Raw genomic sequence first — 24,171 nt, 5'->3', positions numbered from 1 at the left:
AAAAGGCAGAGTATCGTTTCACGCGGCGCCGGCGTCGCAGCAGGCCATCAGGGGAGAAGAGAGATGACGGTGTTCCGGTCGATTTCGCGTCGCGGCGTACTGGTGGCCGGTGCAGGCGCGCTGGCGAGTACGCCTTTCATCCCCAAGACAATCTATGCGCAGGCGGCGCTGCCGGAGTTGGTGACGCTGCGCTCGACTTCAAAATCCTGGCTCTGGGCGGCCGAGGATTACGGCAATGCCGGCGGGTTCTTCACCCAGGCCGGCGTCAAGGTGACCTCGAACGCCTCCAATCGCGGCACCAATATCGCTGCCTTGCAGGGCGGCGGCGTCGATATCGTGCTCGGCGATCCCGGCGAGCCGATCCGGGCCAAGAGCCAGAACCTGCAGGTCAAGACCTTCATCTCGACGGTGGCGCGCTATGCCAGCCATGTCGTGGTCAAGAAGACCGTGCTGCAGAAGGCCGGCATCACCGAAGCCTCGCCGCCAGCGACCAAGTTCGCGGCGCTGAAGGGTCTGAAGCTCGGTACGACAGGGCCGGGCGCCGCGCCCGATGCGCTGCTGCGCTATCTCGCCGATCTCGGCAAGCTCGATGCCGACAGCGATCTCCAGCTCGTGCCGATCCAGGGCGGCGGGCCTGGCATGCTGGCCGCGCTAGAGCAGAACCTGATCGACGGCTTCTGCCTTTCGTCGCCGACCGCCGACCTCGCGATCCAGAAGCAGGGTTGCGACTACCTCTTCCAGATGGCGACCAATCCGCCGCCGGCCATGGCGGAGTTCTGGTACATCGGCGCCTCGACCCATGAGCAGACGCTGAAGACAAAGCGCGACCAGCTGGTGCGCTATTGCAAGGGCATTTCGCTGACGCTGAAGTCGATCGCTGACGACCAGCCGAAATTCAAGGCGTGGGCCAAGGAGTGGTTCGAGGGCATGGATCCGGCCCTGTTCGATTCCGCCTTCGCCAACAACGGCAGAATCTATTTCATCGACCCGACGCCGAAGAGAGAGCTGTTCGAGAAAAACCTGAGCTTCATCAACCTCGTCAACAAATCGATGAAGTCCGATCCCGTGCCGGCGTCCGTCACGTTCGACACGCTGGTCGACGCCAGCCTCTGCAAGGACGCGCTCGCCTGATGCAGCCCGCGATCGCGATCAGGGGCATCGAGAAACGCTATGTCGGGCGCGGTCGCGAGACGGTCGCGCTCGACAATGTCGACCTCACGATCGAGGAGGGCGAACTCGTCGCCTTCGTCGGTCCATCCGGCTGCGGCAAGTCCACGCTGCTCAACATGGTCGCCGGCATCATCGACCCCTCCGCCGGGCAGATCACGCATGAGGGCCGGGTCGTTTCCGGCATCAACCGCCATGTCGGCTACCTGACCCAGACCGACAGCGTGCTGCCCTGGCGCACGGTCGAGAACAATGTCGGCCTGCCGCTGGAGTATCGCGGCGTGCCCAGGGCGCAGCGCGAGCCGCGCGTCGAGGCGATGCTCAAGCTCGTCAACCTCACCGGCTTCGGCAAGGCCTTCCCGCGCGAGCTGTCTGGCGGCATGCGCAAGCGCGTCGCGCTGGCGCAGATGCTGGTCTACGAGCCGCAGACGCTGCTGATGGACGAACCTTTCGGGGCGCTCGACGCGCAGCTCAAGCTGGTGATGCAGGCGCAGCTCCTGAAGATCTGGCAGGAGCAGAAGAAGACCATCGTCTTCGTGACGCATGATCTGGCCGAGGCGATCGCGGTCGCCTCCCGCGTGGTGGTCTTCTCTGGCCGGCCCGGCAAGATCAAGCATATCGAGGAGATCGACATTCCCTATCCGCGCGACGTCTTCAAGGTCCGCTTCCTGCCGGCTTTCGAGGCGGCCTATGAAAAGCTCTGGGCCGAGCTCGCCCCGGAGATTGCGCGGGGAGAGGACCTGTGACGATTCCTGCCGACGAGAGCGCAATTGCCGGCGGCGCGCCGACGCGCAGCAAGGCCGTCGTCGATTTCGAGGCCGGGCTGACGCGGCGCAAGCAGCTCGTCATCCTCTGCCAGATCGCGTTTGGGCTTGCCTTCCTCGCCTTCTGGGAGTGGTCCTCGGGACGGCTGCTCGACCCGTTCTTCATTTCCTCGCCGAGCAAGGTCTTCGCCAAGCTCTGGCAGTGGACGCTCAACGGCCAGCTCTGGCTGCATCTCTCGATCACCTTGCAGGCGACGGCGGCGGGCTTCGCCATCGGCGCCACGATCGGCTTTGCGCTCGGGCTGCTGTTTGGCCGCTTCAAATTCGCGGCGGAAGTCTTCGATCCCTACATCACCGCGATCTACTCGCTGCCCAAGATCGCGCTCGCGCCGCTTTTCATCATGTGGTTCGGCATCGGGCTCGCCTCCAAGATCGCGGTTTCGGCGGCGATCGTGTTTTTCGTCGTCTTTCTCAACACCTTCTCGGGCGTGCGCGAGGTCAACCCGCTCTATATCCACGCGACCCAGATCATGGGCGCCTCGCAATGGGCGGTGATGCGCACGGTGACGATTCCCTCGGCCGCCGCCTGGGTCATCACCGGCCTCAAGGTCTCGGTGCCCTACGCGCTGGTCGGGACGGTGATCGGCGAATTCATGTCCGCCAATCGCGGCATCGGCTTCATCATCTCGCAGGCATCGGGCCTGTTCGACACGACCTCGGTCTTCACCGGCCTGATCGTACTCGCCATCGTCGGCGCGCTGATCAACAGCGGCCTGAAGCGCCTTGAGGGCTGGGTGCTGCGTTGGCGGCCTTGAGACACTGACGGCGGCGGGGAGGGGGCGGATGTCGCGCAATCTCGAATATGGTCATGCGGGGCTCGTCGGCGTGCTGACGCCGCAGGCGAACGCCACGGCCGAGATCGAGATGGCGCTGCTGGCCAGCCCTGATGTCGGCGTCATCACCGGTCGTCTGACCTGCCAGGCGCCCGATCTGAAGCGCCGGCTGGCCGCCTATTTCGAGACCATCGACGACGCCATCGCGCAGTTCGCCGACGCACCGCTGGAGGTGATCGCAGTCGCCTGCACGGGCGCGACCTATGTCCTCGAGCAGCCAGTCGCGGCCTTCGACAAGCCCTGGGACGGGCCGCGTCCGGTCGTCTCCGCCGCTGCAGCCATCGACGCGGCGTTTCGTGCGCTCGGCGCAAGGCGGCTTGCCATGGTCAGCCCCTATCCGGAATGGCTGACGACGCCCTGCACCGAGTATTGGACCCGCCTCGGCTACGAGATCGCCGTGCTGCGCTACGCTACGCCGGTACCCAGCGGCTACCACCCGATCTATGCCCAACGCAGCAGCGCCAGCTCCGAGGTTCTGTCAGATCTCGCCTCGCTCGATGTCGACGCGGTGCTGATCAGTGGGACCGGCTTGCCGTCGCTTGCCGGCCTGCCGGCGCTGAACGCGATAGGCGGCGCCCCGGTGCTGTCGTCCAATCTCTGCCTGAGCTGGGCGGTGGATGAGATCCTGCGCGGACGCGGCGCGGCGCCGGCGTCGCCCTTGCCCTGGCTTGCCGCCGACGCGCCCTGGATCGACCGGTTGCGGACGCGGTTTCCGGGCGCGCGAAAAGCGCCGGGCTGATGCCAATCACGACAACAAGCTGGAAAAAAGCAAACCGGGAGGACCACGCCGTCATGACCACGTCTCAGACCCTCGACCGTCGCCAGATCCTGAAGAGTGGAACCCTCGGCGTCGCTGCCATCGCCATGCCGGCCGTGCTGCGCGCCCAGACGCCGACTGTGAAGCTCGGCATCCTCCAGCCGGTGACCGGTGCGCTCGCCTTCGACGGTCAGCAGGGTCTCTATGGCGCCGAACTTGCGGTCAAGGCGATCAACGCTGCCGGAGGTATCAAGTCGCTGGGCGGCGCGCAGATCGAGATGGTTGTCGGCGATTGCCAGTCGCGGCCCGAGGCGGCGGCGCAGGAAGTCGAGAAGATGCAGGAGGCGGGTGTCAGCGCCATCGTCGGCGGCTATGCCAGCCCGATCTGCTTTACCGCGACCCAGACGGCGGCGCGGTACGATCTGCCCTATGTGGTCGATGTCGGCGTGTCCGACCAGATCACCTCGCGCGGGCTGACCAATACCTTCCGCTTCTGCCCGGGGCTCGGCATCGTCGTGCGGGCCGCGCTGGAGAACATCGGCAAGCTAAACGAAGCCGCCGGCAAGCCGATCAAGTCGGTGCAGCTCGTGCGCGAGGAAGGACTCTTCGGCCAGGGGCTGGCCGATCTGATGTCTCCGGAGCTGGAGAAGATGGGCTTCGAGGTGCTTGCGCCTCTGACCCATCCGACGCCGGCGCGCGACATGGGCAATATCGCGCTGCAGATTCGCGCTCGCAATCCCGACCTGATCATTCCGGCGAGCTATTATGGCGAGGCCTCGCTGCTCGCGCGGACGATCCAGCAGCAGCGTATTCGGCCAAAGGCGATCTTTGCCGTCCTGAACGGCGCCGCCTCGAACTATCGCTTCCTCAAGGAGAACCACGACGCGGCCCAGTACGTCATGGACTGCAATCACTGGTATAATCCCAAGAGCGCGGAAGCTCTGGCGCTGCGCAAGCAGCTGGAAGGCGAAGGGCGCTTCTTCACCTACCAGCTCGCGCTGAACTATGCCTGCGTCAAGCTGACGGCCGACGCCGTCGAGCGCGCCGCATCGCGCGAGCGTCCGAAGGTGCTGGCGGCGCTGCAGGCCTCACGCTTCGCCGACCACATCATGCCCTATGGCGAAACCCGTTTCGTCAACGGCCAGAACATGGGCGCGGCGCCCGTCGTGACCCAGGTCCAGGGCGACGACATCAAGGTGATCTACCCGGCCGCCTTCGCCGACGCACAGCCCATCTTCCCGATCCCGCGCTGAGCGCGGGATCGGTCGACGTTTCGAGCGATAGCCGGGCGCTGCTATTGCAGGTCGGAGAAGGCGTCCCGCAGGCGCTCGGCCGCCTCTGCGACGACGGCGCGCGGCGTCGCCAGGTTGAAGCGCAGGAAGCTGCCGCCGCCGGTGCCGAAGCTCGCGCCGTGGTTGGCGGCGATCCTTGCCTGCTTCTCGATGCGAGCCGTGAATTCGGCCGGCTCCATGCCGGTGCCGCCGAAATCGACCCAGCCGAGATAGGTCGCTTCCAGCGGCATCGAGCGCACGCCGGGGATGGCGTCGAGCGCTGTGTCGAAGATTTTGCGATTGCCGTCTAGATAGGCGACCAGCGCATCGACCCAGGCCGCGCCCTCGGGGCTGTAGGCGGCCGTCGCCATCATCATGCCGAAGGAGTTGGGCGAGATGCCAAGCGCGCCCATGCGTCCGCGAAAGCGGGCGCGCAGCGCCTCGTCGGGGATGATGACGTTGCCGACGTGAGCACCGGCGATGTTGAAGGTCTTGGTCGTCGCGGTCATCATCACGAGGCGATCCATGATCTCGGGCGCGGCGACGGCCATGGCCGTGTGCTTGTGGCCGGGCATGACGAGGTCGTGATGGATCTCGTCCGAGACGAGGATCAGGTCGTGGCGGCGGCAGAAATCCGCGATCTCCCGCAACTCGTCGCGCGTCCAGACGCGCCCGCCGGGATTATGCGGCGAGCACAGGATCAGCATACGCTCCGTGCCCGTCATCATCGCGTCCCAGCCGGCGATGTCGAGGACGTAGCGCCCTTCATCGAGCGCGAGCTGGCATTCCACGACGCGGCGGCCTGCCGCCTCGATGACCCGCGCAAAGGCGTGATAGACCGGCGTCATCAGGACGATGCCGTCGCCGGGCTTGGTGTAGGCATCGACGCAGAGCGCCGTTCCATTGACCAGCCCTGCCGTGGTGAAGATCGCTTCCGCCGGGAACTCCCAGCCATGCCGGGTTTTCATCCACCAGCGGATGGCGGCGTGATTGGCCCGGTCGTCGCCGAAATAGCCGTAGACGCCATGCGTCGCCATCGCCTCGATTGCCGCCTGCACACAAGCTGGCGGCTGGAAGTCCATGTCGGCGACCCACATCGCGATGCCATCGGAGGGCGAAACCCCGTAGATGGTTTCCATCTTGTCCCATTTCGCCGAATGGGTGCCGCGGCGGTCGATCAACAGGTCGAAATTCGGAGCGATGGTCATCGTAGTCCTCGGAGAAGCGCCGACTCGGACAAGTCGTCTCGATGGTGAAGGAATGCCGCATCGGGCGTGATAGCACCAGCTTGCCTGGCGCAACCGGGCCAGAACCGCTGCGGGATCGCCTACGCCAGCGCTGAAGGCCGGCGCGCGCGGGGCAGTGGCGTCTTGTCGGCTCTAGGCTTCGTCCCGCCGCAGCTCCCATGCGAGCATCGCTTCGGCCAGCGCCGCAAGCTCGTCATGGTTGGCCGGGCTTTCGGCCGCTTCCAGTTCCCTGGCGCGGGCCTGCGCCGCCTCGTAATCCTCTTCCGTATGGATCACAATCGGCTCTTTCATCGGCTTGGTCCTTCCAGACGCTAATGTCGCCATAGACAGCGTTCCGGGTCCCGGTGCTGCACGAAATGTTCGGCCAGCTTGGCCTGTTTGAACAGTTTTGGGATTGTCCCCAAATGGATTTCGGCTTTGACTATACCGCGACCGGATCGGTTGCGGCGCTTTTAAATGAAATTGCTCTGGCGTCCGCCGTGTCAAATTCCGGCGAGGTTTCGTGTCCTCGCGGATGACCGAATATCGGCGGATCGAGGCGCAAGAATTGCGCGGGTTTTTGCGTATGGCGTCCTTTGGGGAAGAAATTGGCAGACGGAGCCTCGCCGCCGGGAGACTTGTCAGATGCCGCCGCCCGGCTGGAAGAGCGGCGGCTGGCGCTCGAATTCGAACGGTTGCGTTTCGAGCGGCAAAAGGTCGGCGCCGAGTTCTGGTTGCAGCGGCGTGAGTCGAGGACTTCGCGGCGGACGGCGTGGAAGGATCTTCTCGCCAATCCCCTCACGCTTGCGATCGTCGGCGGTTTCCTGACGCTGATGACGACGACGATCACCGGCTCGATCAATGCGTCGAATACGATCGAGGCAGAGGCGGCCAGGTCCCGGCAAGCGCTTCAGGCCGATCTGATCAAAAAATTCGTCGAGAGCCCGAGCCGGGAGACGGTGCGGACCAATCTGACCTTTCTCGCCGATGTCGGTCTCTTGCCCGATTACGCCGAGCGCATCCGGACCTATCTGCAGAAGAACCCCAATAGTGCGCCCACGGCCGCTGCCACCGGTCTGAACGAGGTGCGAACGGACGACGATGCGATCGATCTCGTGATCTCATTCGAAGGCGGCTACATCGACCCTCCCGCGGACCCGATGGGCGCGACCAAGTTCGGCATCAGCCTGCCGCAACTCAAGACCTTCCTCGGACGGGATGTGACCAAGGACGAGCTGCGCAATCTGTCTCTGCCCGTCGCCAGGGACATCTATCGCAAGCTCTATCTGCAGAGCGTCAGCCCGATCAATTCCATTGCCGTCAAAGCGACCTATCTCAGCATGGCGGTCAACATGGGCGCGACCCGGGCGATGCAGATCACCCAGATCGCCATAGGCAAGGCCGGCGGCCAGCCGATTCCTGCAGATGGAAGGCTCGGGCCCCTGACCATCGCCATCGTCAATTCGCTTGACCCAGACCTTCTCGTCGAAACCACGGCTTGTGAATGGGCGCGTCATATCCGGTCGCTTGCGACCCCCGACCCGGTTCGCGCCGGCTTGTTGAAGCGCGTCCGCACTTATCTTCCCGCCAATCCCAAGGGATTGTGCCCGGACGTGCTGCCCTCGGGAGGCACTGCCCAATAGGAAGATTTTGCGCGATAAGGTTGCCCGGCATGCTTCCCGAATTTCACATTCGGGACGAATCCGGGGAACGGGCGGAGCTTCTGTCCAAGCCTGATTCCCGAGGTCGCTGGTGAGCGGGGAGGGGATCGAACCCTCGACCACATGATTAAAAGGTAGGGCAGGGGGTATTTCGAGGCCTTCCGATAGCCATGTCAAAATCCGCATATTTGGCCATTTGTCAGATGGTTATCCCATTTTATCCCGTTCGCTCCCTTCCAATCCCTTTCGCTCCCTATCGACAGTCTCTGACACCCCTGTTACCCTGACCGGACTGCATGATGCGCCAAATCATGAGGTCAATGGGTGGCGGTACGGTTATCGGACAAGTTCTGCGACGCCGCCAAGGGCGATCCGTCTGGCAAGCGTCGGGAGCATTTGGACGCGCTGGTGCCCGGCTTGGCGTTCATCGTGCAGCCGAGCGGCAAGCGCTCATGGGGCGTGCGCTATCGGGACATGGAGCGCCGGCCCGTCAAGGTGACGCTCGGGCCCTATCCTATGATCGCCCTAGGGGAGGCGCGAGAGCAGGCGAGGGAGGTTCTGCAGAAGGTCGCGAAGGGCGCGGATCCGGCGGCAGAGAAGCGCTCGCTCAAGCGCATCGTCTTCACTGACGCGCCAAGCCGGACCCGCGATCTATGGTGGACCGTCGTCGAGCAATATCTGCAGCGCGACGCATCGGCGCTCCGCTCGCACGACTCGATCAAGTCCATTCTTGAGCGCGAGACGAAAGACAGGTGGTCATCGAAGCTCATTCACGAGATCACGAAGCGCGAAGTGATCAGCATGGTGGATGCCGTTGTCGATCGCGGCGCACCGATAGCCGCCAACCGCGCACTCGCTCACACCCGCCGCGTTTTCAATTGGGCGTTGTCCCGCGACCTGATCAGCGTGAACCCATGCAGCGGGATTGAGAAGCAGGCCGAGTCCAAGCGCGACCGCGTGCTGTCCCGGGCCGAGCTCACCGACATCTGGTCTGTTGCCGACGGCTTGGGCTATCCGTTCGGGCCCATGGTGCAGATGCTGATCCTGACAGGTCAGCGCCTGCGCGAGGTCGCGGAAGCCGAGTGGCACGAATTCGATCTCGACGCCGGCCTCTGGGAGATTCCCCCGGTGAGGGCGAAGAACGATGAGCGCCACGTCGTCCCGCTGGCGCCGGCCGTTGTCGACCTAATCCGGGAGCAGCCCAAGCTTGGGAAGCCGGCCAAGTACCTATTCACGACGACACTGGAGACGCCCGTCAGCGGCTTCGCCAGGGCGAAGCAGAAGCTTGACGAAGAGATTGCCAAGCTCGACTTGAAGCGGGGCAAGGCAGCCGGCCTATCGCCTGCTGAGATCCGCCCGCGCGAGCCTTGGACCTTCCATGACATTCGTCGGACGATGGCGAGTGGCATGGCCGAGCTGGGCGTGATGTTCGAGGTCATCGAAAGAACGCTAAACCACAAGGGCGCCAGTCGCGGCGGCGTCGCGGGCGTATACAACCGCCATCAGTACCTCGACGAAAAGCGTTCGGCCTTGGTTCGTTGGGCTCAGTCGATTGCCTTCGACAAGGTGGATCACCATGAATAGGCCGGTCGATGACGATGACGGCCGTGACTTCGTCTATCGAGAGATGATGGAGCGCTGGCAATCGGAGGTCCGGATCATTCCGGAGCCGCCAATCGAGCACTTCGCAAACGCCGAGAATTTCATGAAGCAAGTCCGCTTGCTATCGCAGTTCATGGGCGCAACGGCAGAGAATAACCGGGGCGTAAGCTTTATCGACGAGTTCGAGAAGCTGATTAATGCTTTCGAACTTGTTAGGTGCGACGGTAAATGGGACGACGATCGACTCCGGGGATACTGGCCTGATGTCGATAAAACGTCAGTCAATATGGCGCTCGCGACGGTTAAGGGTCTCTCGCGTGATGGGACCATGAGTTTGCGGGAGGCCACAGCGCGAGCGGTCGCCAGACACGGCATCCGCGGCAATTCCTTCGAAGCCGCCCGCAAGCGTATTGAGCGGGCCTATCGGGCGCTGACCCATGCCGTTGGACATCCGCCCATCAACGAAGTCCAATGACAACGGAAGGTTTGTGATGAAATTGGAAGGCTCCGCAACGCATCGGAGCTTTTCGAATGTCAGTCGAACTTCTACCGAGCGCTCAGCTTTTGCAGCGCTACAGCATCTCGCAATCCGCCCTATACCGTTGGGCGAATGACCCGACCCTCAATCTACCAAAGCCTGCGCTCGTCATCGCGAAGCGGAAGTACTGGCGCTTGGCCGACCTTGAGGCGTGGGAAGCATCCCTGCCGACGGAAACGGGCCTGAACCCGCCCAAGCCTTCCCGCGTGGCCTGAGACGCGGCCATGCAGCAAATCAGCTTCAGCCCCGCAGCGCTCGACGCTCTGCTGACCGACCACGACACGCTCGCGAACGTGGACGCGACGATCGCCACCGTGCGGGCCCTGGGGCTCGATCCGCGGCCCGACCTCCTGCGCGAGCAGGCAGCCATCTTAGAGATCGGGCCCGGCCAAGCCGAGCTGCTGGTCGCTCTGGTCGGCCGCCGCTTGATGAGCCTCGAGGCGCCCCTGTGAGCGAAGCGCCATCGAAGAGCTTCACAAGCCAGAAGCTGGACCTGCAGCATCGGATTTGCGCCGATCGTCGCGTGACGGATGGACAGTTTCGGATGTTCGTTCGCGTGCTCAAAGCGATGAACGAGACGACGCGTGTGGCGGTGATCGGCGATGAGACGATCATGGCCGAGGTGCCGAGCTGTGGCAGCCCGTCCACCTGCAAGGCCAACAGGCGCAATCTTCAGGCTATTGGGTACTGGACCGTCAAGCCAGGGTCAGGCGACCGGACGACCGAGTACACGATCAATCTCAAGGCCGCCATGGCGCTGGTCGCAGGGCTTGATGAACTGCGCTCAAAACGTATTCAGCGACGCAGACAGACCACCGCAGCGTGGCGCGCTCGGAAGGCCGCAGTCCGTCATGGGGATGTCGGACTACAGGAGCCGCAACCGATTGATGCAGTCCGTCATGCGCATACCGGGGTAGTCCGTCATGGGGATGTCGGACAGTCCGTCATGCAGGACCCCCCGTACACCTTCATAACACCCTCAACAGAAACACCCTCAAATTCTGCTACCGAGGGGAGGTTATACTCAGAGCGCACGCACGAGGATGTTTCTCCCGATCGTGATGAGCTCGCCATGATGGTGGTGCTTGGCGCTGGGGACCAAGCCGACGGCCGCGATCTGGCCGACTACGTGCCGCCAGGCCTGCTGACCAACGCGCTTCAGCGTGTCCGCGTGTTCGGTGCGGAAAAATGCAAACCCGAAATCCTGCATGCCCGCGAGCAAGCTCTCGCGCGGCGGGCTGCTGCCAGGAGGGCATCGGCATGACGGAAATTGCATCTGACTTGTTCTCTTGGGCTGAGCGCCTTCCGCCTGAGAAAGTCGTTAGCTTTAGATCAAAGCGCGAGGAGCTTCCGCGATGGCACGCGATCAGCCTGCAGCCGCTCGCTGGCTACGACCGCGCTGTGGCGAGGCAGCGAGGTAAACTCGCGCCGGCGCCGATCCTGCCGTTCCCGCGTCGCCACCCCGCATCCCCGGGGACGTACATGCCCGCGTCGGTCGAAGGGGTAAGGGCATGATGACACCGATTGCCACCGGCTGGCATCGTATCAACGACCATCATGGCTTCCGGCTCGTTTGGGTCGAGCCTGATCGCCCGCGCGCCGGCTGGATTGCCGCCTGGCCTTCTCGCGAGGTCGCTGAGCGCGGCAACATCACCGATGCGCTGTTACTGCGCCGGGACGAATTCGGGCGCTGCCTTGTCCAGCGCATTGAGACCGCGCCGGGGGGCAGCGGATGACGAGACCCCCACCCCCATCTTCAATGTCTGGGACGTTAAGGGGCCTCCACCGCTTCCGGTCTCACGTGCAGAAAATTTAGGGCGCTGAATAATGCTGCCGCGTTTTTCGGGCCGGCAGCTTTGAATTAATGCGCAGAAATGCAGATCACAGCGGATTTTTCACTGCGGCATACTGGAGATTGATCAATGAAATCAGAGTCTGGGGTGCAGCTAACCCCGCCGTCGTGGATGAAAAAGGCGGAGAAAACGACGTTCCGGAGGCTGATTCAGGCCCGTTCTGATGCCGGGAGGCCCGTCCAGTCGATTGAATTCGACGCGCTCTGCGATCTAGTCGCGGCGCGGTCCCGGCTCGACGATCTGCGCGACATGCTGCCTGAAGCGCCGTTCCCGAGCGACAAGCTCGCCGTGCTGCGCCAGATCGAGGCGACGACTTCCACCGCGCGACGCCTGTCGAAGGATTTGCACCTGACATCGCAGCGCGCGTGATCGCCCATGGCGCGGTATGATTTCAAACCGGAGGACGTTGCTGCCTTCCTGGACCATGTCGCCGGGGTGACCGGGGAGCGCCGGTATCTCTCGGCCGCGCGCATGATCCGCACGCCGCCTGGCCGGCCCCCGATAGACGACGACACCGCGATAGCAGAGGCTGAAAACATGCTTGCGACGGGTGCGGTGAAGAGCCTGACGGCCGGCTTTCTGGCCGTGGCAAAGGCATATGGGCCTCGCCGAAAGGCGAAGAGCTGTGCGGAGCGCCTTCGTCGGAAGCACCGCAAAAAAATTCTGCCACCATAATTTTAGTGGATCTGCTGAGCTGCGATGGTCTCCGAAATCGAGGGACTTCACCGCATGAACGCTCTGACACGCAACTTCCTGCCATCCGCTCCTGCTCCTGCGCCGTGGCCCTCTCTGGACGATCATGCGCCCTATCGCGACGCTCGCCTGCGTCATGTGGCGCTGCTGGAAAGGCAGCGCGAGCTGCAGGCTACATACGCCGAAACCCTGAAGCGCTGCATCGGTGGCGCGGGGTACGAGCCTCCCCCTCGCCAGGATCGCGTCGCCGGCCTGGCCGGACTGGTCTCTCCGTCGCTTCGCCAAAGCGATAGCGATCTGCTTAGCGAGATGCGGGCCGAGATCGAAGACGTAAAGCAGGCGATCGCGATCGTGGCGGATCAGGAGCGCGCTGCCTGGCTCGAGGCGTCGGCTATCGTCTGCGACGGCCTCGCCGGCGAGCATCGCGAGATCATGCGGGCACTGTTCGGCAAGCTCGTCGAGGTGCATGCGATTTGGACGCGCCACGAGGCGATGCTTGACCGCCTGATCGCCGACAACGTCGCGATGGGCCGGTTGCAGCCTCGCCGGCCCGACTTCATGGGCGTGGCGCCGGAGCGTCGCGATGGCGAGCTGGCGCGATGGATGCGCGAGCTTGTGAGCGTCGGGTACGTCGCGGCCGACGAACTGCCGAAGGCGTATCGGTGATGATCGCCCGCGGTGCCTACAGTCCCGAGACAGACGCTCTGCTTGAGCGGTTCGGCCACGGTAACGTCGTCTGGGACGGCGAGACGAAGATCCGTCGGCCTGATGGCCTGGTCCCGCTGCGCTTGCTCGATTGGCCTGTGTCCAGCGGAGGCGATGTCATCGCCGGCTATGCCACTCGCTTCAACAAGGCCCACGAATATAAGGGCCATGTCGACGTCTTCGCGGTCGGCTGTTTCGCCCGGACCCTGTGCTCCGGCCGCGCCGTCCGGCTGCTAATGCACCATGACGAGTCGAAGCTCGTCGCCACGACCGCCGACGCTCTCGAACTGCATTCCGACGACAAGGGATTAGCCTTCAAGTGCCTGCTGCCTTCCACCGTGAACGGCACACTGGCGAAGATGATGGTCCGCCGGCTCGGCCGGGCGGGGATGTCGGTTGGGTACGAGATCCGCGACGCAGAGACGAAGGAGATCGAGGGCTGTTCGGTCCGCATCCTATACGACTGCGACCTGGTCGAAATCTCCCTCGTCGATCGTGGCGCGGTTCCTCAGGCCTTCGCCGTCCTGAAGCAGGATGACGGCAGTTCACTGACCAAAGCCGGGACAGGCGGTCTCCTCGTCGACGAGGCCTTTGAAAAACTCCGAATTCAAATGCGTGCCTTCAGCGATCGGCTAACCCATGCCCTCGTCTGAGCACCACCACCTCGCAGCGCTGGTCTGGATGAGGGTAGCGCCGCTGAGCAGCGCGCGACGGGGGGCTCCAGCCCGTCGCGCGCTTTTGCTCACCCCTTCAGCATCATGAGGAGACCGAACCGATGACGAGCGCCACCCTGACGACAGACCAGTGTGCTGCCATCGGCCGGATCGACGGCAAGGACTTCGCCCGGCAGCGCATCCGCGATCACCACGACCCTGAGATGCGTGCGCTGATCGCGATGACGCCAGAGGCGCGGACGGCCTATTGCCAGCCCGCTGCAGGCAAGGCCCGTACGCAGGCCGCTAACGTCGAATCCGAGCGGCAGCGGATGGTGCTTGTCAGCGACAAGTTGCTCGATCTGGCCGGGCGCGGCGCGGATGGCGAGGGGCTGGAGGCCTATGTCGCCGGTTTTGAGGACGCTTTTTGCGCACACTTCGACGCCTACACCGCGGCGATCGCAACGGCATTTGAACCGCCGGAGGAGCCCAAGCCAAACCGGGCCGCCAAGCGCAAGGCGGCGGCGTTGGCGAAGAAAGCCAAGGCGCCGTGAACCTGTCGGATCTGCGCATCGACATCGCGGCCGAGAACGAAGGCCGTTGGGTTTCTGGGATCCCGGAGATGGGCGACCTGGAGCTGTTGGTGCGCGGGCTGGATTGCGACGCGGCGCAGAGAGTTCGCGCTCGCGTAGCGCGGATGCGCGAAAGCGGTTTGCGGCATCAGCACATGCCCGATGTAATGGTCCGGGAATTGATGGCTCGGCCGAACCCTGCCGCACTGTCGCGTGTGCTGATCGAGGCCGTCCTGCTCGATTGGCGCGGTCTGACGGATGGCGGCGAGCCCGTGCTGTATTCGCGCGACACGGCCGAGCGGCTGATCCTCGAGCCACGGTTCCGGCTATTCCGCAACGCTGTCATCTGGGCTGCTGATCGCGTCGGGAAATCGAGCGCCTGGCTGGCGAAGCAAGATCGCGAGGCGGCGTGATGGCGGTCGCGACTCGAATCCAGCCCATTGAGCAGACGCTCCGTCTCGTCGTCGATCACGCTATATCGCCGAGAGCGCAGAGCACAGCAGTTGCGGCATATGCGCGGCAAGCTCTGAAGGATGCTCAGGCCCAAAATCAGCGCGCGCTCGGCCGCGTCCCCGCGCATCGGCAATTTGTGGACGGCAGCGAGGGCAAGCCGCTCGATCAGGTACGCGCCGATGGCGGCCGCATCGTTTTTACGTTCGAGATCGCGACCGACATCGCGACATTCATCCTGGCGGAACTGCAGCGGGTCAGTCCGGTCGATTCTGGTGACTACAAGGCGTCGCACAAGCTGTTCGCCGACGGTCGCGAGGTCGCGCCTGGCGAGGACGTATCCGGTGCCGAAGAACTGATTTTCCTCAACCCGCTGCCCTATTCGAGAAAGATCGAGCTTGGCGTGATGACGATGCGCGTCCCCGGAACGGATGCGGTTTTTCAGCAAGCGACCCGTGCCGCGCAGCGCCGCTTCGGCAATGTCGCGAGCATCCGCTTCAGCTATCGCGCCTCGATCGGTGGCGGCACGCGGAAGGCCGCCAGTGCTTCGCGTGTTCCCGCCATCGTCGTGACAATGAGGTAGCCCGATGCCCGATCTTGCAACAATCCAGCGCATCGACATCGTTGCGACCGCGTCTGGCGTGGCGGAGACGGCAGCGAAGCTCGACGCGCTCGGCCGGTCGCATCAAGGCGTCGCGGCCGCGTCTCAGCAATCCGAGCGCGCCACGATCAGCCTCGAAAAGCGGGTCGAGTCGATCCAGCGCAGGTATGATGAGCACTATCGTGCGACGCAGGAACTGGCGAAAGTCGAGCGGGATCTCGATCGAGCGCGTGGCCAGGGGCTGATCTCGCTGGAGCGCCAGGGTGAGCTACTGGAGCGGGCCCGCGCCCGGTTCGGGCAGCATGGCGCCGCGATGAACGACAATGCCGTTGCAGCAAGCCGGTTTTCGCAGGCGACGGGTTTGGCCGGCCATCAGGTTCAGAACCTCGGATATCAACTAAATGACATCGCCGGCGGGCTCGCCTCTGGGCAGTCGCCATTCATGATCCTCGCTCAACAAGGCGGCCAGGTTCAGCAGGTTCTCTCGTCATCGTCGGCGGGCGTCGGCGGCGCGCTGGCGGGGATCGGTAGCTATCTCGTCGGCTTGATCAGCCCCGCGACCGCTGCGGCGGCTGCGCTGCTGGCGATCGGCGCCACCGGCGTCGTTGGGCTGGTCAGGTACAATGACGAGGCGGAGGCGCTGCGCCGGTCGCTGCTGGGCCTTGGCGCTAGCACTGGTGCGACGGTGGACGGCCTTGCTCGCATCGCCACACAGGCGGCATCGAGCGGCAAGGTGACGGAGAGCATGGCGCGAGACATCACCGCCGCTCTCGCCTCCACCGGAAAGATCGGCGTCGAGAACTTCGAAGGGATCATCACGAAGACGAAGGACTTCGCCGCCGTCATAGGCGTCGACGCCAAGGAAGCGACGAGCCAGCTTGCGGCCGCCTTTGCGGATCCTGTGAAGGGAGCCGACGAGCTCAATGGCAAGCTCGGCTTCCTGTCCGACCGCATCCGGCAGAACATCGTCGACCTGGTACAGGCCAATGACCACTACGGGGCGCAGCGCTCGCTGATGGACGCGCTCGGCCCGTCGATCAGCGACGCCGCCAATCGCACGACGGTGCTTGGTCGGGCCTGGCAGTTTGTTGCCTCGGCCGCGTCGGGGGCCGCCAGTGCGATGGCCAATGCCCTACGCGCGGCATCGACGCAGGAGACCTATCAGAAGCTGATCAGCCAGCGGCAGGGGATCGTTGACGGGCCGACCGGCAAGACCGAACGCGGCAAAGCGGCGGCTGGCTATCTCGACGCGCAGATCGAGAGCATGAGCGAGCAAATCCGGCGCGAGGGTCAGGCAGCTTCCAATGTCGCGCGCGAGGCGACCGCGCGCCAGACCAGCATCGCCGCTGGCGAGATCGCGCGGGCTCTCGATCCGCTAAACGCGAAATTCGACGAGCTGCGGCAGAAGCGCGACAAACTCGGCGCAGCGCTGGCCAATCCGGGGGATCTCGCGAACGTCGATCAGGTCAAGACGGCGTACGACGCCTATGACCGTGCCGTGTCGTCGCTGACCGACAGCCAGGGCAAGCTTATCAGCAGCACCGAACTGCTCCGGCAGAAGGACGCTCTGGCGCTTGAGGCGAAGAACGCGACGACGGACGCGGACAAGGCAGCCATTGCCGCAAAGCAGAAGACGCTGGATCTCGTCGGCGAAGTGATTGGCAAGAGCGAGGCGGAACGGCGTGCGACACAGGCAAGCGCGCTCGCCATGGCTGGCGCATCGAAATCCGCCGGCTCGGCAGCCAGCGACACTGCGGATGCCTTCGACAACGCCTTGGCGAAGTCGCGAGACTCCATCGAAGAGCTGAAGCTGCAACAGGATCAGGCCGGCAAAACGTCCGTCGAGGTTTATCGCCTGACGGAGGCAAATCGCTTGCGTCGCGCTGCGGCGAGCGCGGGCCGTGCCGACGAAGACGGGATCACCGAGACCATCCTGAAGCAGGCCGATGCGTATGCGGTACAGCGCAAGGCCACCGAGGATGCGATCGAGGCTAACCGGCGTCTCAAAGAGAGCTTCGACGCGATCGGGAGCAGCTTCAAATCCTTCGCGGAGGAACTCTTGACGGGCAGCGGCGGGATCGATGCCGCGCTGAAGGGCCTGGGCAAGAGCTTCCTCTCGTCATCGCTGGACGCGCTGATATCCGGCAAGGGCAGCCTCGCGGGTATTTCTGGCCTGGCGCCGCAGGAGAAAAATGGGCAGGGCGGGCTCTTGGGCCTGCTCACTGGCGGAAACCTGAAGCCGCTTCAGGATGCCGTCTCAAAGGGCACGGCGTCCGGTTCGGCCGTCGGCTTCGAAGCTGGATTCCATCGTGCCGCCGGCAATGACAGCGGCGGCGGCTTCCTCTCTGGTCTCGGCATCGACGGCAAGCAGCTAGCGGGCGGCCTGGTCTCGATCGCTGGCCTTGCCGGGACCTTTGGCGTCAAGCCTAAGCCCGCCCCGGCGCCGGAACCCGAACAGCAGAAAGAAGCCGCATGACCGCGATCAATCTTTTCGCATCGGGGCCGCGTGGGCTCCTGATGACGGATACGGCCGCCTATGACGACGACGGGGTAGTGAATTCCTTCGTGTCGAAAAGCATCGCCATCCCGCGCCTGCGGATGGCGATGGCGACGCGCGGCCTGATCTCGACGCTTCCGGCGCTGGCGTCGCGCATCGACCTGATGGTGAGCAGCTTCGACAATCTGATTGAGAGCCCGGGCTTCATTGCGCCGTGGTTCGCAGAGCAAGACAACGACGAAGCCATGGAGCGCGAGTTCGAACTTTCGGCGATCGGCTGGTCCGACAGCCGTAAGGCGGTGATCGCAATTCAGATGGCAAGCATCGATGTCCCCGGCCGCGCCGCGTTCGATTGGTCGGGCGGCGCGGTCATCATCGGGCCGAACCCACACCTGCATGATCTCGTCGCCGCCGGCGTGCTGATCAACGGCGTCTTCGACGAGAGCAACATCGAGGCGTCGCTGTTGAAGGTGATGGAAATCCAGCGTGGCTATCGCACGCGGCTGGGGACGGACCCGAGCCTGCCCGAGCGCCACTGCGTCGGTGGGCAGGCGATCGTCACCCAGGTCACAGAGCATGGCATCGCGCAGCGTATCGTCCGGACCTGGCATGATCGCGTCGGCGAGCACATAGACCCGAACCCGCCGGCCAACGTCGTCCCGATATCGCGCGAACAGCAGCGCCGCATGAAGCAGGTGCAGCGCGCCACGGCAAAGGCAGGCTGATCACTGCGCGCGGCGTCGCTATTGCTCTTTACCGACCTTGGGTGCGCGCCTTCAGCAAGGTGATGGTTTGTGCGATGACATCGGACGGCAACCCGAACGAGACCATTCGCCAAGTTCCACCGATGAAACGGAATCCCAAGCGGTAGATCCCCCCGGCTTCAGCCTTGGCCTCCACCGAGAACGAAACCGGACCCGTGAAGCCGGAGGCCATGAAGATGTCCCAAGCCCCGCCCAAAGCGAGCATGGTCGGCAGGCTGACGCCGGCCGCACCGGCCAGCGGCGATCCTCTCCGGGCTGCCAGGACGCGCAAAATCGCCTCCGGGGTGAAGTGTTTCTCGATAATGGCATCGACGAAGGCCACCGCCACGAGCCCCGCAGCCTGTCGCGTTACGGGATCGAGGCTCGATACCAAGCCAGGGTCCACGGGATAGGCCCGAACGATCTGCCTCGCAAAGGAGTTCCGCAGCCGCGGGATGTCGAGGCGCTGGATAACCGCAGCGTTATCGCCCCGTTCCGCCTCGTTAGCAAAACGCGCCACAGCGAGATAGGGCGAACACCAGTAGACAACGGCGGCGATCACCGCAGTGAGTGCGATAACCTTGCTAACCCGTTTTTCGATCATGCATTGGAGGTAGGGTGCCCCTGCCGCTGGATCAACCGCTGGCCCTCTTTGTCCGCCTGATCATTCCGTAGTCAGCACCTCGCCGACAGGCCTGCCCGCGACCACGGATGTACTGGCGCGGGCGGCGATCTCAGGTTCGTTCAAGAAGCGTTGGCGGGAGGGGGCCCATCGGCATCCCGGACCTCTTCTTCTTGCAGTTTGAGCCCCGCAATATCGCCCACTGTGAGCCGGCGGACGGCTTGAATTTTGGAACCGGGCTCAACGCGAGGATCGATGCGAGCAGCACCTTCGCATTCCGGTTCGGTATCGAAGCCGACGTGATAATACCACGTGCTAGGGGTCGCACCTGGGAGGGACGTCTGCACCTGCACAGTCCAACCTTCTTTTGCCAGCGCCATTTGCTATGCCCTCTCGCTTAGAATCGTGGCATCCCGCCTCAGGCCGTGGATGTATTGGCGCCGACGGGTCTAATCGGTCAGATATCGTCCTCGACAGCGGGCCGATTGACAATATCTGTGAGGAAATAAAGGGCCCATAGCAGAGTGATCGTGAAAGTCGAGAGAAGAGCGAAATAGCCGAATGCCATCGCTTTCAGGATCACCGGAGCGGCCGATGGGGCGCCAGCGAGCCATATGGCGATAGTCGGTCGTACGAGGTCTGCAGCCACCGAAACGCCAAGGGTCAGGATACCTAAAAAACTGAGGTACCCGAGGAGATAACAGACGAACTGGCGGAGGGTCAGTTTCCGTTCATCAAGCAACAAGTCCGCACCGATGGGCCTCTTGTCGATGTGATTGCCGGGTAAGCCCATTGCGACGGATGCCAAGGCGCCGACGAGAAAAGGCACCGCCATTATGAGGAGATCGCGCGCAAATTTTAGAAGGCCGCCATCGCCAAAAAAGCTTAGGTCAGGAAACAGCGCGACATGCGCGGCGATGCCAACCACCGCAAATGCCAGAGGATACCAAAGATCGAATTTGGCTTTCTCGGGGTGATGGATCATGAGATAGCGCAGGGGCGCGAGCAACCGAAGCCGCGATTGGCGGACCCCAGTCGTTACATCAGTCAGCCGCCTGGGTGTCGTGCCCATAATTTATCGTCCCGCAGCAAGAGGATCATCTTGCTCTTGGTTTCAGCGTCCAGGCTAGCGCGCCAAGGTGGCGGTTCGACGGCGAGCGAAATTGTTTCGCGAGGACACATCGCCAAGTCGATCGCCGATGCCAACTCATGCTCCAGCGAGCCAATCACGGGCTTGCCGCCGGTACCCTTGTAATAAAGCCTCGATCGAAAACCGTCAGCATGTGCGGCAGCTAAAAGCCTGTCGAGCCATGTAGAACGCTCCAGCGGGTCGGCTGGCGCCTCCTTCCCTGATATCCGCATCTGGACGTCGGCGATCACGTCCACATGCTTTATCTCAGTCGGGAGGCCTATCGATTGCCTTTCAGATTTCTTCGTTAGGAGAATTTGGCTGAGAGACCGGCCGGCGGAAAGGGCTTTCATAGAGCGGCCGACGTCTACCGCAAATTCGAACTTCGGATGATACTTGAAGGCACTGGGCTTGAGGGCCTGCCCCCGTTTGCCCGTTCGCTCTTCGATGAAATCCCACCCCGAAACCTTGGCGATGCGGCGGAGCTGCCTGGCGAAAAGTGTCTGAATGTCCAGGCGCCGAACGTTGGGAGAATATTCGATGGCGCACCGATACTCAGCTAGGTCTTTTTCACCGGTCTTTGGCAAGCGCATCAAGACGTGAGTTGAAAATGATCCCCGTTCTCTAGGACGTGCTGTAATCTCTCGCCCATCAAATGTTTCAATATCAACTACAGAGAATGATTTCAAAGAATCATTCACGAATTCGATGAGAAACGTATAAATCAGATCGTCTTCGGAGGGCTCTTTGACGACTTGCCGGATACGAATAAAGCTTCCAGTGGGAGAACGAGCATCATCAGTGATTTCGTCGTCGCCTGAAAAGCTCTCAAAACCTTGCCCGCGAGACGCCAAATGGGCGATCAGGTCGAGCAGTTCTTCGCCAGAATGGAACGGCGGAGTGCGGCCTCTGGCCTGCGTCACCGTTCGATTTAGTACCCGGTTCAAGATGACTGACCGGGCGATCTCTCTCGTCATGCCGAATCCCGCCCTCAACTCTTGAGAGCATTCCGCTACGTTGAGATAGCAGGAGTCAATAAAAACGTCCGCGCGATGCACACCGTGGCGCTATGACGGCGCCGCCAGTTCCCCACGGTCTGCGGGCTGACGCTGCACCGCCTGGCGATTTATTCGCAAAATGGCGGTGCCCGGTGGCCGCCGGTGAGGATTGAGGTCCTGCACCGACGGCCTGCCCGCATCGGCTGCGATCGCCAGCATGGGCCGCCTCCGCGCCAACGATGCGCCACGGGCAAATTTTTCAACTGAGCGAGCGTGGGCAGGTTCCGTTTGAGAGTGGCCGCCGGCGCACATAGTGACCTAAGCGCGCCAGCGGCCTGCCCGCGACCGGGGGAGGCTGCGAGCGCTTCTGGTCTTGGGGCAGGGCGGGGCAATGTCAACTCAGGCCGGCCGTGGCGTTCAGCGTGCCGTTTGAATCCTGTACGTCACTTGAACGCTGAACCCCATCCATAAGACACCTGCCGGATCGCTCCGGCAGGGCTTTCTTGAATTAAGCCCGGATGCTTCCAAGCCGAGATAGCGGCCCAGTCGCAGGCGTAGGCGCAAGCGCGCTGAACAGATTAGCGAGCGAAACTTTCGGACGCTTATTGTCCGAAAGGACAACGCCAGCCGCCCCCTGCGGTATGATGAACTGTTTCACCAGGTAGATCGATGAAGCGAGTTCAAATGCTGCTGCCCGCAGGGCTTTGTCGAAAGCGGCCTCTGCTTCGGGGAGGCTCAAAAAGCTCCCTGTCACCGTAGTGTTAGGCAACTGCACCATCTCGCCGCCGCAGTCGGTCCATGAGGACAGACCGTAGCCGGGAGCGTGTCGAAGAAACGCCGAATGAGCGTCTCGATGTTCTGATCGAAGATCGTAGGTGATAACGTAGGCGAACACGGGAGTGCCTTTCTGATGCATACCCGCTCGCGCTTGACAGCTGACCCCAGATCCTCGTTTAAGAGGAGTGCGAACTAAGGAGGCTGCTTGCGCGAGCGAGTAGCAATCAACTTGAAGCCGGGGCTCTGCCTCGGCTTTTGTTTTGCCGCTACCAGAGCGGGCAGCGCGGGATGCGCTGCGGCACATTGATACGCGATTTTTATGCATTTCCGCAAGCTGTTGCGCCTTTAATCCCCTGTGGACACGACATCTAGTGCTGATTTGTGAGTTGCGGGGATAAGCTCACCCCACCCCCGAAGCAACTGGCTTCTTTCGCTAAAGCGTCTGTGCGCGCCAGCCACGACGCGACGCAGATCATCCCCTCCCTGACGCGTTCTCCCACGGTGGAACATTGGCAGTAGACATTACCGACGCAGGCGAGAACGCGGAGCCGGTCCGACGCGTCCTGCAGGCTGGTAGGCGGCGTCACGATCAGCACCGTCAGGGCGCCGTCGAACTCGTCCTGCTCTTCCCTGGCGCCGTCGTCGTCGCCGATGTCGACGCAGAGATGAACTACGGCCATCGCGATTTGGCAGCGCTGGACAGGGTCAAGCATAGAGCGCTCCCTCGTCGTCGCACTGAGCGCCTTCGTCCTCGCAGGTGATCTCGAAATCAGGATCACCGTCGATCGCGTCGATCAGCGCGACGAGGCGCTCGATCGCTTCGCTAACCTGATTGCGGAGCAGGATGAGATCCGCGCCGCTCATGGCGCACCGCCTTCCTGCATCTCGCGGCGCCTCACGGCGGCTTCGATCCGATCGCCTCGGACGGCCAGCGTCGAAGCTAGAACAGCGATCTCATCCGCAGGCTGATCGCAGCGGGCGTCATAGTGGATCAGCACGCGGTTGAACTGGTCCCGCGACATCGGCTGCATTGGGTGATCAACGGCGGCCCTGGCCGTCGCGACAAGAGCGTCGACGTCGGCCAGAACGCGTTCCTCAAGGCCTTCAAGATACTGGCCGGCCGCGTTGTAGGCCGACGTCTCTTCGATCAGAAAACGCGGCTGCGCTTGGAATGCCGACAGCGTGTCGGCGACAACGCAGAGAGCATCGTACAGGGCGCGCACCTTCCCGGCCTCTGTGATATGCGCCAGCCTCAATGCAGCTTGGCGCTTCTCTTCCATCCAATCGTTCCAGGTGCTCATGACAGCGCCTCGCCGAGATTGTGCTCTGCGGCCTGCGCCATGTCCCGGGCGATCCACAGGAAGGCGCCAAGGCGATCGAGCTGCCCGATCATCTCGGCCGGCCGCGGCGCGTCCATCAGATCGGCGACCGCTGCGTTGAGCAGGTGATAAAGATGGGTGAGATCAGAGCGGATCGCGTCGAGCGCGTCCGTGTTGATTTTTGGCATAGCGCTGCCGCTCGCCGGAATCGGGTCCGTCGTCATTGATTTGCTCCTAGTGGGTGGTCGTGATACGTAGGTATCAATGACACATTGACACTTAGGGATCAAGAGCCTTGCCATCACCAGCGCAAATTCGGGCGGGGCGGCATTTGGTCAGCCTTTCTCAGGCTGACATAGCTTCGGCAACCAAATTGAGCCTCCCCACGATCAAGCGGGCTGAGAGCGACCGCGCAGTCTCGGTTTCGCCGGACGCGATCGCTGTGATCCAGAAGGCACTCGAGGCCGCTGGCGTCATATTCGTTGCGGAGAATGGGGAGGGGCCTGGCGTGAGGCTCAAAAGAAAATTGGGCTGACCTAACAATCGGTCGGCGATTACCCGTTGGCGAGGCAATTCTCTGTATCGGCAGAGATCCGACCGCGCGCTATTCCGGGGTAACAGGCTCGGATTCGCTCAGGCCAGCACGCCCTACGCGCCAACGCGTTACCCCAGATGTTACC

29 protein-coding genes are annotated in these 24,171 nt (G+C 63.1%); 20 read left to right on the top strand and 9 right to left on the bottom strand.

The genetic code is table 11. The features are described from left to right. Positions 1–63 precede the first annotated feature (63 nt). The 5 genes from AC1DZY_RS15630 to AC1DZY_RS15610 are packed head-to-tail and all read left to right on the top strand — an operon-like array spanning position 64 to position 4,834. Entirely contained in the window at positions 64–1,131 is a 1,068-nt protein-coding gene (locus tag AC1DZY_RS15630) for an ABC transporter substrate-binding protein (RefSeq protein ID WP_476821045.1), read from the top strand. Next, a complete protein-coding gene (locus AC1DZY_RS15625) occupies positions 1,131–1,913 on the top strand; it encodes an ABC transporter ATP-binding protein (protein WP_476821044.1) in 783 nt (260 codons plus the stop codon). Before AC1DZY_RS15630 ends, AC1DZY_RS15625 begins: the two co-directional genes overlap by 1 nt. After that, entirely contained in the window at positions 1,910–2,746 is an 837-nt protein-coding gene (locus tag AC1DZY_RS15620; RefSeq protein ID WP_476821043.1) for an ABC transporter permease, read from the top strand. The genes AC1DZY_RS15625 and AC1DZY_RS15620 overlap by 4 nt, the downstream gene beginning before the upstream one ends. Before the next feature lie 28 nt (positions 2,747–2,774). Further along, positions 2,775–3,563, top strand: coding sequence for an aspartate racemase/maleate isomerase family protein (locus AC1DZY_RS15615; RefSeq protein WP_476821042.1), 789 nt, complete (start codon positions 2,775–2,777; stop codon positions 3,561–3,563). 53 nt (positions 3,564–3,616) lie between these two features. Then, positions 3,617–4,834: an ABC transporter substrate-binding protein gene (locus tag AC1DZY_RS15610; RefSeq protein WP_476821041.1), complete on the top strand. Its 1,218-nt coding sequence runs from the start codon at positions 3,617–3,619 to the stop codon at positions 4,832–4,834. Positions 4,835–4,875: 41 nt separating this feature from the next. On the opposite strand, the gene AC1DZY_RS15605 is transcribed toward AC1DZY_RS15610, so the two are convergent. After that, complete coding sequence (locus tag AC1DZY_RS15605; RefSeq protein WP_476821040.1) at positions 4,876–6,060, bottom strand: MalY/PatB family protein; 1,185 nt, start codon at positions 6,058–6,060, stop codon at positions 4,876–4,878. A gap of 171 nt (positions 6,061–6,231) precedes the next feature. Then, the gene (locus tag AC1DZY_RS15600) at positions 6,232–6,390 is read right to left on the bottom strand and encodes a hypothetical protein (RefSeq protein ID WP_476821039.1); all 159 of its coding nucleotides are present in this window, start codon (positions 6,388–6,390) and stop codon (positions 6,232–6,234) included. 326 nt (positions 6,391–6,716) lie between these two features. Between AC1DZY_RS15600 and AC1DZY_RS15595 the strand changes: the two genes are divergently transcribed. The 15 genes from AC1DZY_RS15595 (at position 6,717) to AC1DZY_RS15525 (ending at position 18,628) form a co-directional block, all read left to right on the top strand. Then, complete coding sequence (locus AC1DZY_RS15595; RefSeq protein WP_476821038.1) at positions 6,717–7,721, top strand: glycosyl hydrolase 108 family protein; 1,005 nt, start codon at positions 6,717–6,719, stop codon at positions 7,719–7,721. A 342-nt stretch (positions 7,722–8,063) separates the two neighbouring features. Beyond that, entirely contained in the window at positions 8,064–9,323 is a 1,260-nt protein-coding gene (locus AC1DZY_RS15590) for a tyrosine-type recombinase/integrase (RefSeq protein ID WP_476821037.1), read from the top strand. Further along, positions 9,316–9,816: a hypothetical protein gene (locus AC1DZY_RS15585; protein ID WP_476821036.1), complete on the top strand. Its 501-nt coding sequence runs from the start codon at positions 9,316–9,318 to the stop codon at positions 9,814–9,816. The genes AC1DZY_RS15590 and AC1DZY_RS15585 overlap by 8 nt, the downstream gene beginning before the upstream one ends. Before the next feature lie 287 nt (positions 9,817–10,103). Next, a complete protein-coding gene (locus tag AC1DZY_RS15580; protein WP_476821035.1) occupies positions 10,104–10,331 on the top strand; it encodes a hypothetical protein in 228 nt (75 codons plus the stop codon). Further along, positions 10,328–11,143: a hypothetical protein gene (locus tag AC1DZY_RS15575; RefSeq protein ID WP_476821034.1), complete on the top strand. Its 816-nt coding sequence runs from the start codon at positions 10,328–10,330 to the stop codon at positions 11,141–11,143. The genes AC1DZY_RS15580 and AC1DZY_RS15575 overlap by 4 nt, the downstream gene beginning before the upstream one ends. A 247-nt stretch (positions 11,144–11,390) precedes the next feature. Next, a complete protein-coding gene (locus AC1DZY_RS15570; protein ID WP_476821033.1) occupies positions 11,391–11,615 on the top strand; it encodes a hypothetical protein in 225 nt (74 codons plus the stop codon). A gap of 204 nt (positions 11,616–11,819) precedes the next feature. Continuing rightward, the gene (locus AC1DZY_RS15565) at positions 11,820–12,101 is read left to right on the top strand and encodes a hypothetical protein (RefSeq protein WP_476821032.1); all 282 of its coding nucleotides are present in this window, start codon (positions 11,820–11,822) and stop codon (positions 12,099–12,101) included. Positions 12,102–12,107: 6 nt separating this feature from the next. Continuing rightward, on the top strand, positions 12,108–12,407 hold the full coding sequence (locus tag AC1DZY_RS15560; protein ID WP_476821031.1) for a hypothetical protein: 300 nt from the start codon (positions 12,108–12,110) through the stop codon (positions 12,405–12,407). 54 nt (positions 12,408–12,461) lie between these two features. Continuing rightward, a complete protein-coding gene (locus tag AC1DZY_RS15555; protein WP_476821030.1) occupies positions 12,462–13,091 on the top strand; it encodes a hypothetical protein in 630 nt (209 codons plus the stop codon). After that, positions 13,091–13,783: an HK97 family phage prohead protease gene (locus AC1DZY_RS15550; protein WP_476821029.1), complete on the top strand. Its 693-nt coding sequence runs from the start codon at positions 13,091–13,093 to the stop codon at positions 13,781–13,783. The genes AC1DZY_RS15555 and AC1DZY_RS15550 overlap by 1 nt, the downstream gene beginning before the upstream one ends. 122 nt (positions 13,784–13,905) lie before the next feature. Continuing rightward, positions 13,906–14,337 (top strand): hypothetical protein, encoded by a 432-nt coding sequence (locus AC1DZY_RS15545; protein WP_476821028.1) that lies wholly within the window; start codon positions 13,906–13,908, stop codon positions 14,335–14,337. Next, on the top strand, positions 14,334–14,768 hold the full coding sequence (locus tag AC1DZY_RS15540; RefSeq protein ID WP_476821027.1) for a hypothetical protein: 435 nt from the start codon (positions 14,334–14,336) through the stop codon (positions 14,766–14,768). The genes AC1DZY_RS15545 and AC1DZY_RS15540 overlap by 4 nt, the downstream gene beginning before the upstream one ends. Continuing rightward, positions 14,768–15,388, top strand: a complete 621-nt coding sequence (locus AC1DZY_RS15535) for a hypothetical protein (protein WP_476821026.1) — start codon at positions 14,768–14,770, stop codon at positions 15,386–15,388. Before AC1DZY_RS15540 ends, AC1DZY_RS15535 begins: the two co-directional genes overlap by 1 nt. Positions 15,389–15,392: 4 nt before the next feature. Continuing rightward, on the top strand, positions 15,393–17,882 hold the full coding sequence (locus AC1DZY_RS15530; RefSeq protein WP_476821025.1) for a phage tail length tape measure family protein: 2,490 nt from the start codon (positions 15,393–15,395) through the stop codon (positions 17,880–17,882). Continuing rightward, the gene (locus AC1DZY_RS15525; RefSeq protein WP_476821024.1) at positions 17,879–18,628 is read left to right on the top strand and encodes a hypothetical protein; all 750 of its coding nucleotides are present in this window, start codon (positions 17,879–17,881) and stop codon (positions 18,626–18,628) included. The genes AC1DZY_RS15530 and AC1DZY_RS15525 overlap by 4 nt, the downstream gene beginning before the upstream one ends. A 28-nt stretch (positions 18,629–18,656) precedes the next feature. Here the strand turns inward: AC1DZY_RS15525 and AC1DZY_RS15520 are convergent, their stop codons facing one another. The 7 genes from AC1DZY_RS15520 to AC1DZY_RS15490 all read right to left on the bottom strand — a co-directional run bounded on the left by AC1DZY_RS15520 (position 18,657) and on the right by AC1DZY_RS15490 (position 23,715). Further along, a complete protein-coding gene (locus AC1DZY_RS15520) occupies positions 18,657–19,250 on the bottom strand; it encodes a DUF2939 domain-containing protein (protein ID WP_476821023.1) in 594 nt (197 codons plus the stop codon). A gap of 475 nt (positions 19,251–19,725) precedes the next feature. Next, positions 19,726–20,340: a hypothetical protein gene (locus tag AC1DZY_RS15515; RefSeq protein ID WP_476821022.1), complete on the bottom strand. Its 615-nt coding sequence runs from the start codon at positions 20,338–20,340 to the stop codon at positions 19,726–19,728. Then, positions 20,316–21,374, bottom strand: a complete 1,059-nt coding sequence (locus AC1DZY_RS15510) for a hypothetical protein (RefSeq protein WP_476821021.1) — start codon at positions 21,372–21,374, stop codon at positions 20,316–20,318. The genes AC1DZY_RS15515 and AC1DZY_RS15510 overlap by 25 nt, the downstream gene beginning before the upstream one ends. Positions 21,375–22,540: 1,166 nt before the next feature. Then, complete coding sequence (locus AC1DZY_RS15505; RefSeq protein ID WP_476821020.1) at positions 22,541–22,885, bottom strand: hypothetical protein; 345 nt, start codon at positions 22,883–22,885, stop codon at positions 22,541–22,543. Further along, positions 22,878–23,036: a hypothetical protein gene (locus tag AC1DZY_RS15500; RefSeq protein ID WP_476821019.1), complete on the bottom strand. Its 159-nt coding sequence runs from the start codon at positions 23,034–23,036 to the stop codon at positions 22,878–22,880. Before AC1DZY_RS15500 ends, AC1DZY_RS15505 begins: the two co-directional genes overlap by 8 nt. Continuing rightward, positions 23,033–23,473 (bottom strand): hypothetical protein, encoded by a 441-nt coding sequence (locus tag AC1DZY_RS15495; RefSeq protein ID WP_476821018.1) that lies wholly within the window; start codon positions 23,471–23,473, stop codon positions 23,033–23,035. Before AC1DZY_RS15495 ends, AC1DZY_RS15500 begins: the two co-directional genes overlap by 4 nt. Further along, positions 23,470–23,715: a hypothetical protein gene (locus AC1DZY_RS15490; protein WP_476821017.1), complete on the bottom strand. Its 246-nt coding sequence runs from the start codon at positions 23,713–23,715 to the stop codon at positions 23,470–23,472. The genes AC1DZY_RS15495 and AC1DZY_RS15490 overlap by 4 nt, the downstream gene beginning before the upstream one ends. Positions 23,716–24,171: the final 456 nt, after the last annotated feature.

The organism is Allobosea sp. P2_A10 (assembly GCF_056405115.1).
Note: the sequence above shows the minus strand (reverse complement) of the source record. Positions and strands in the feature narration are given on the sequence as shown.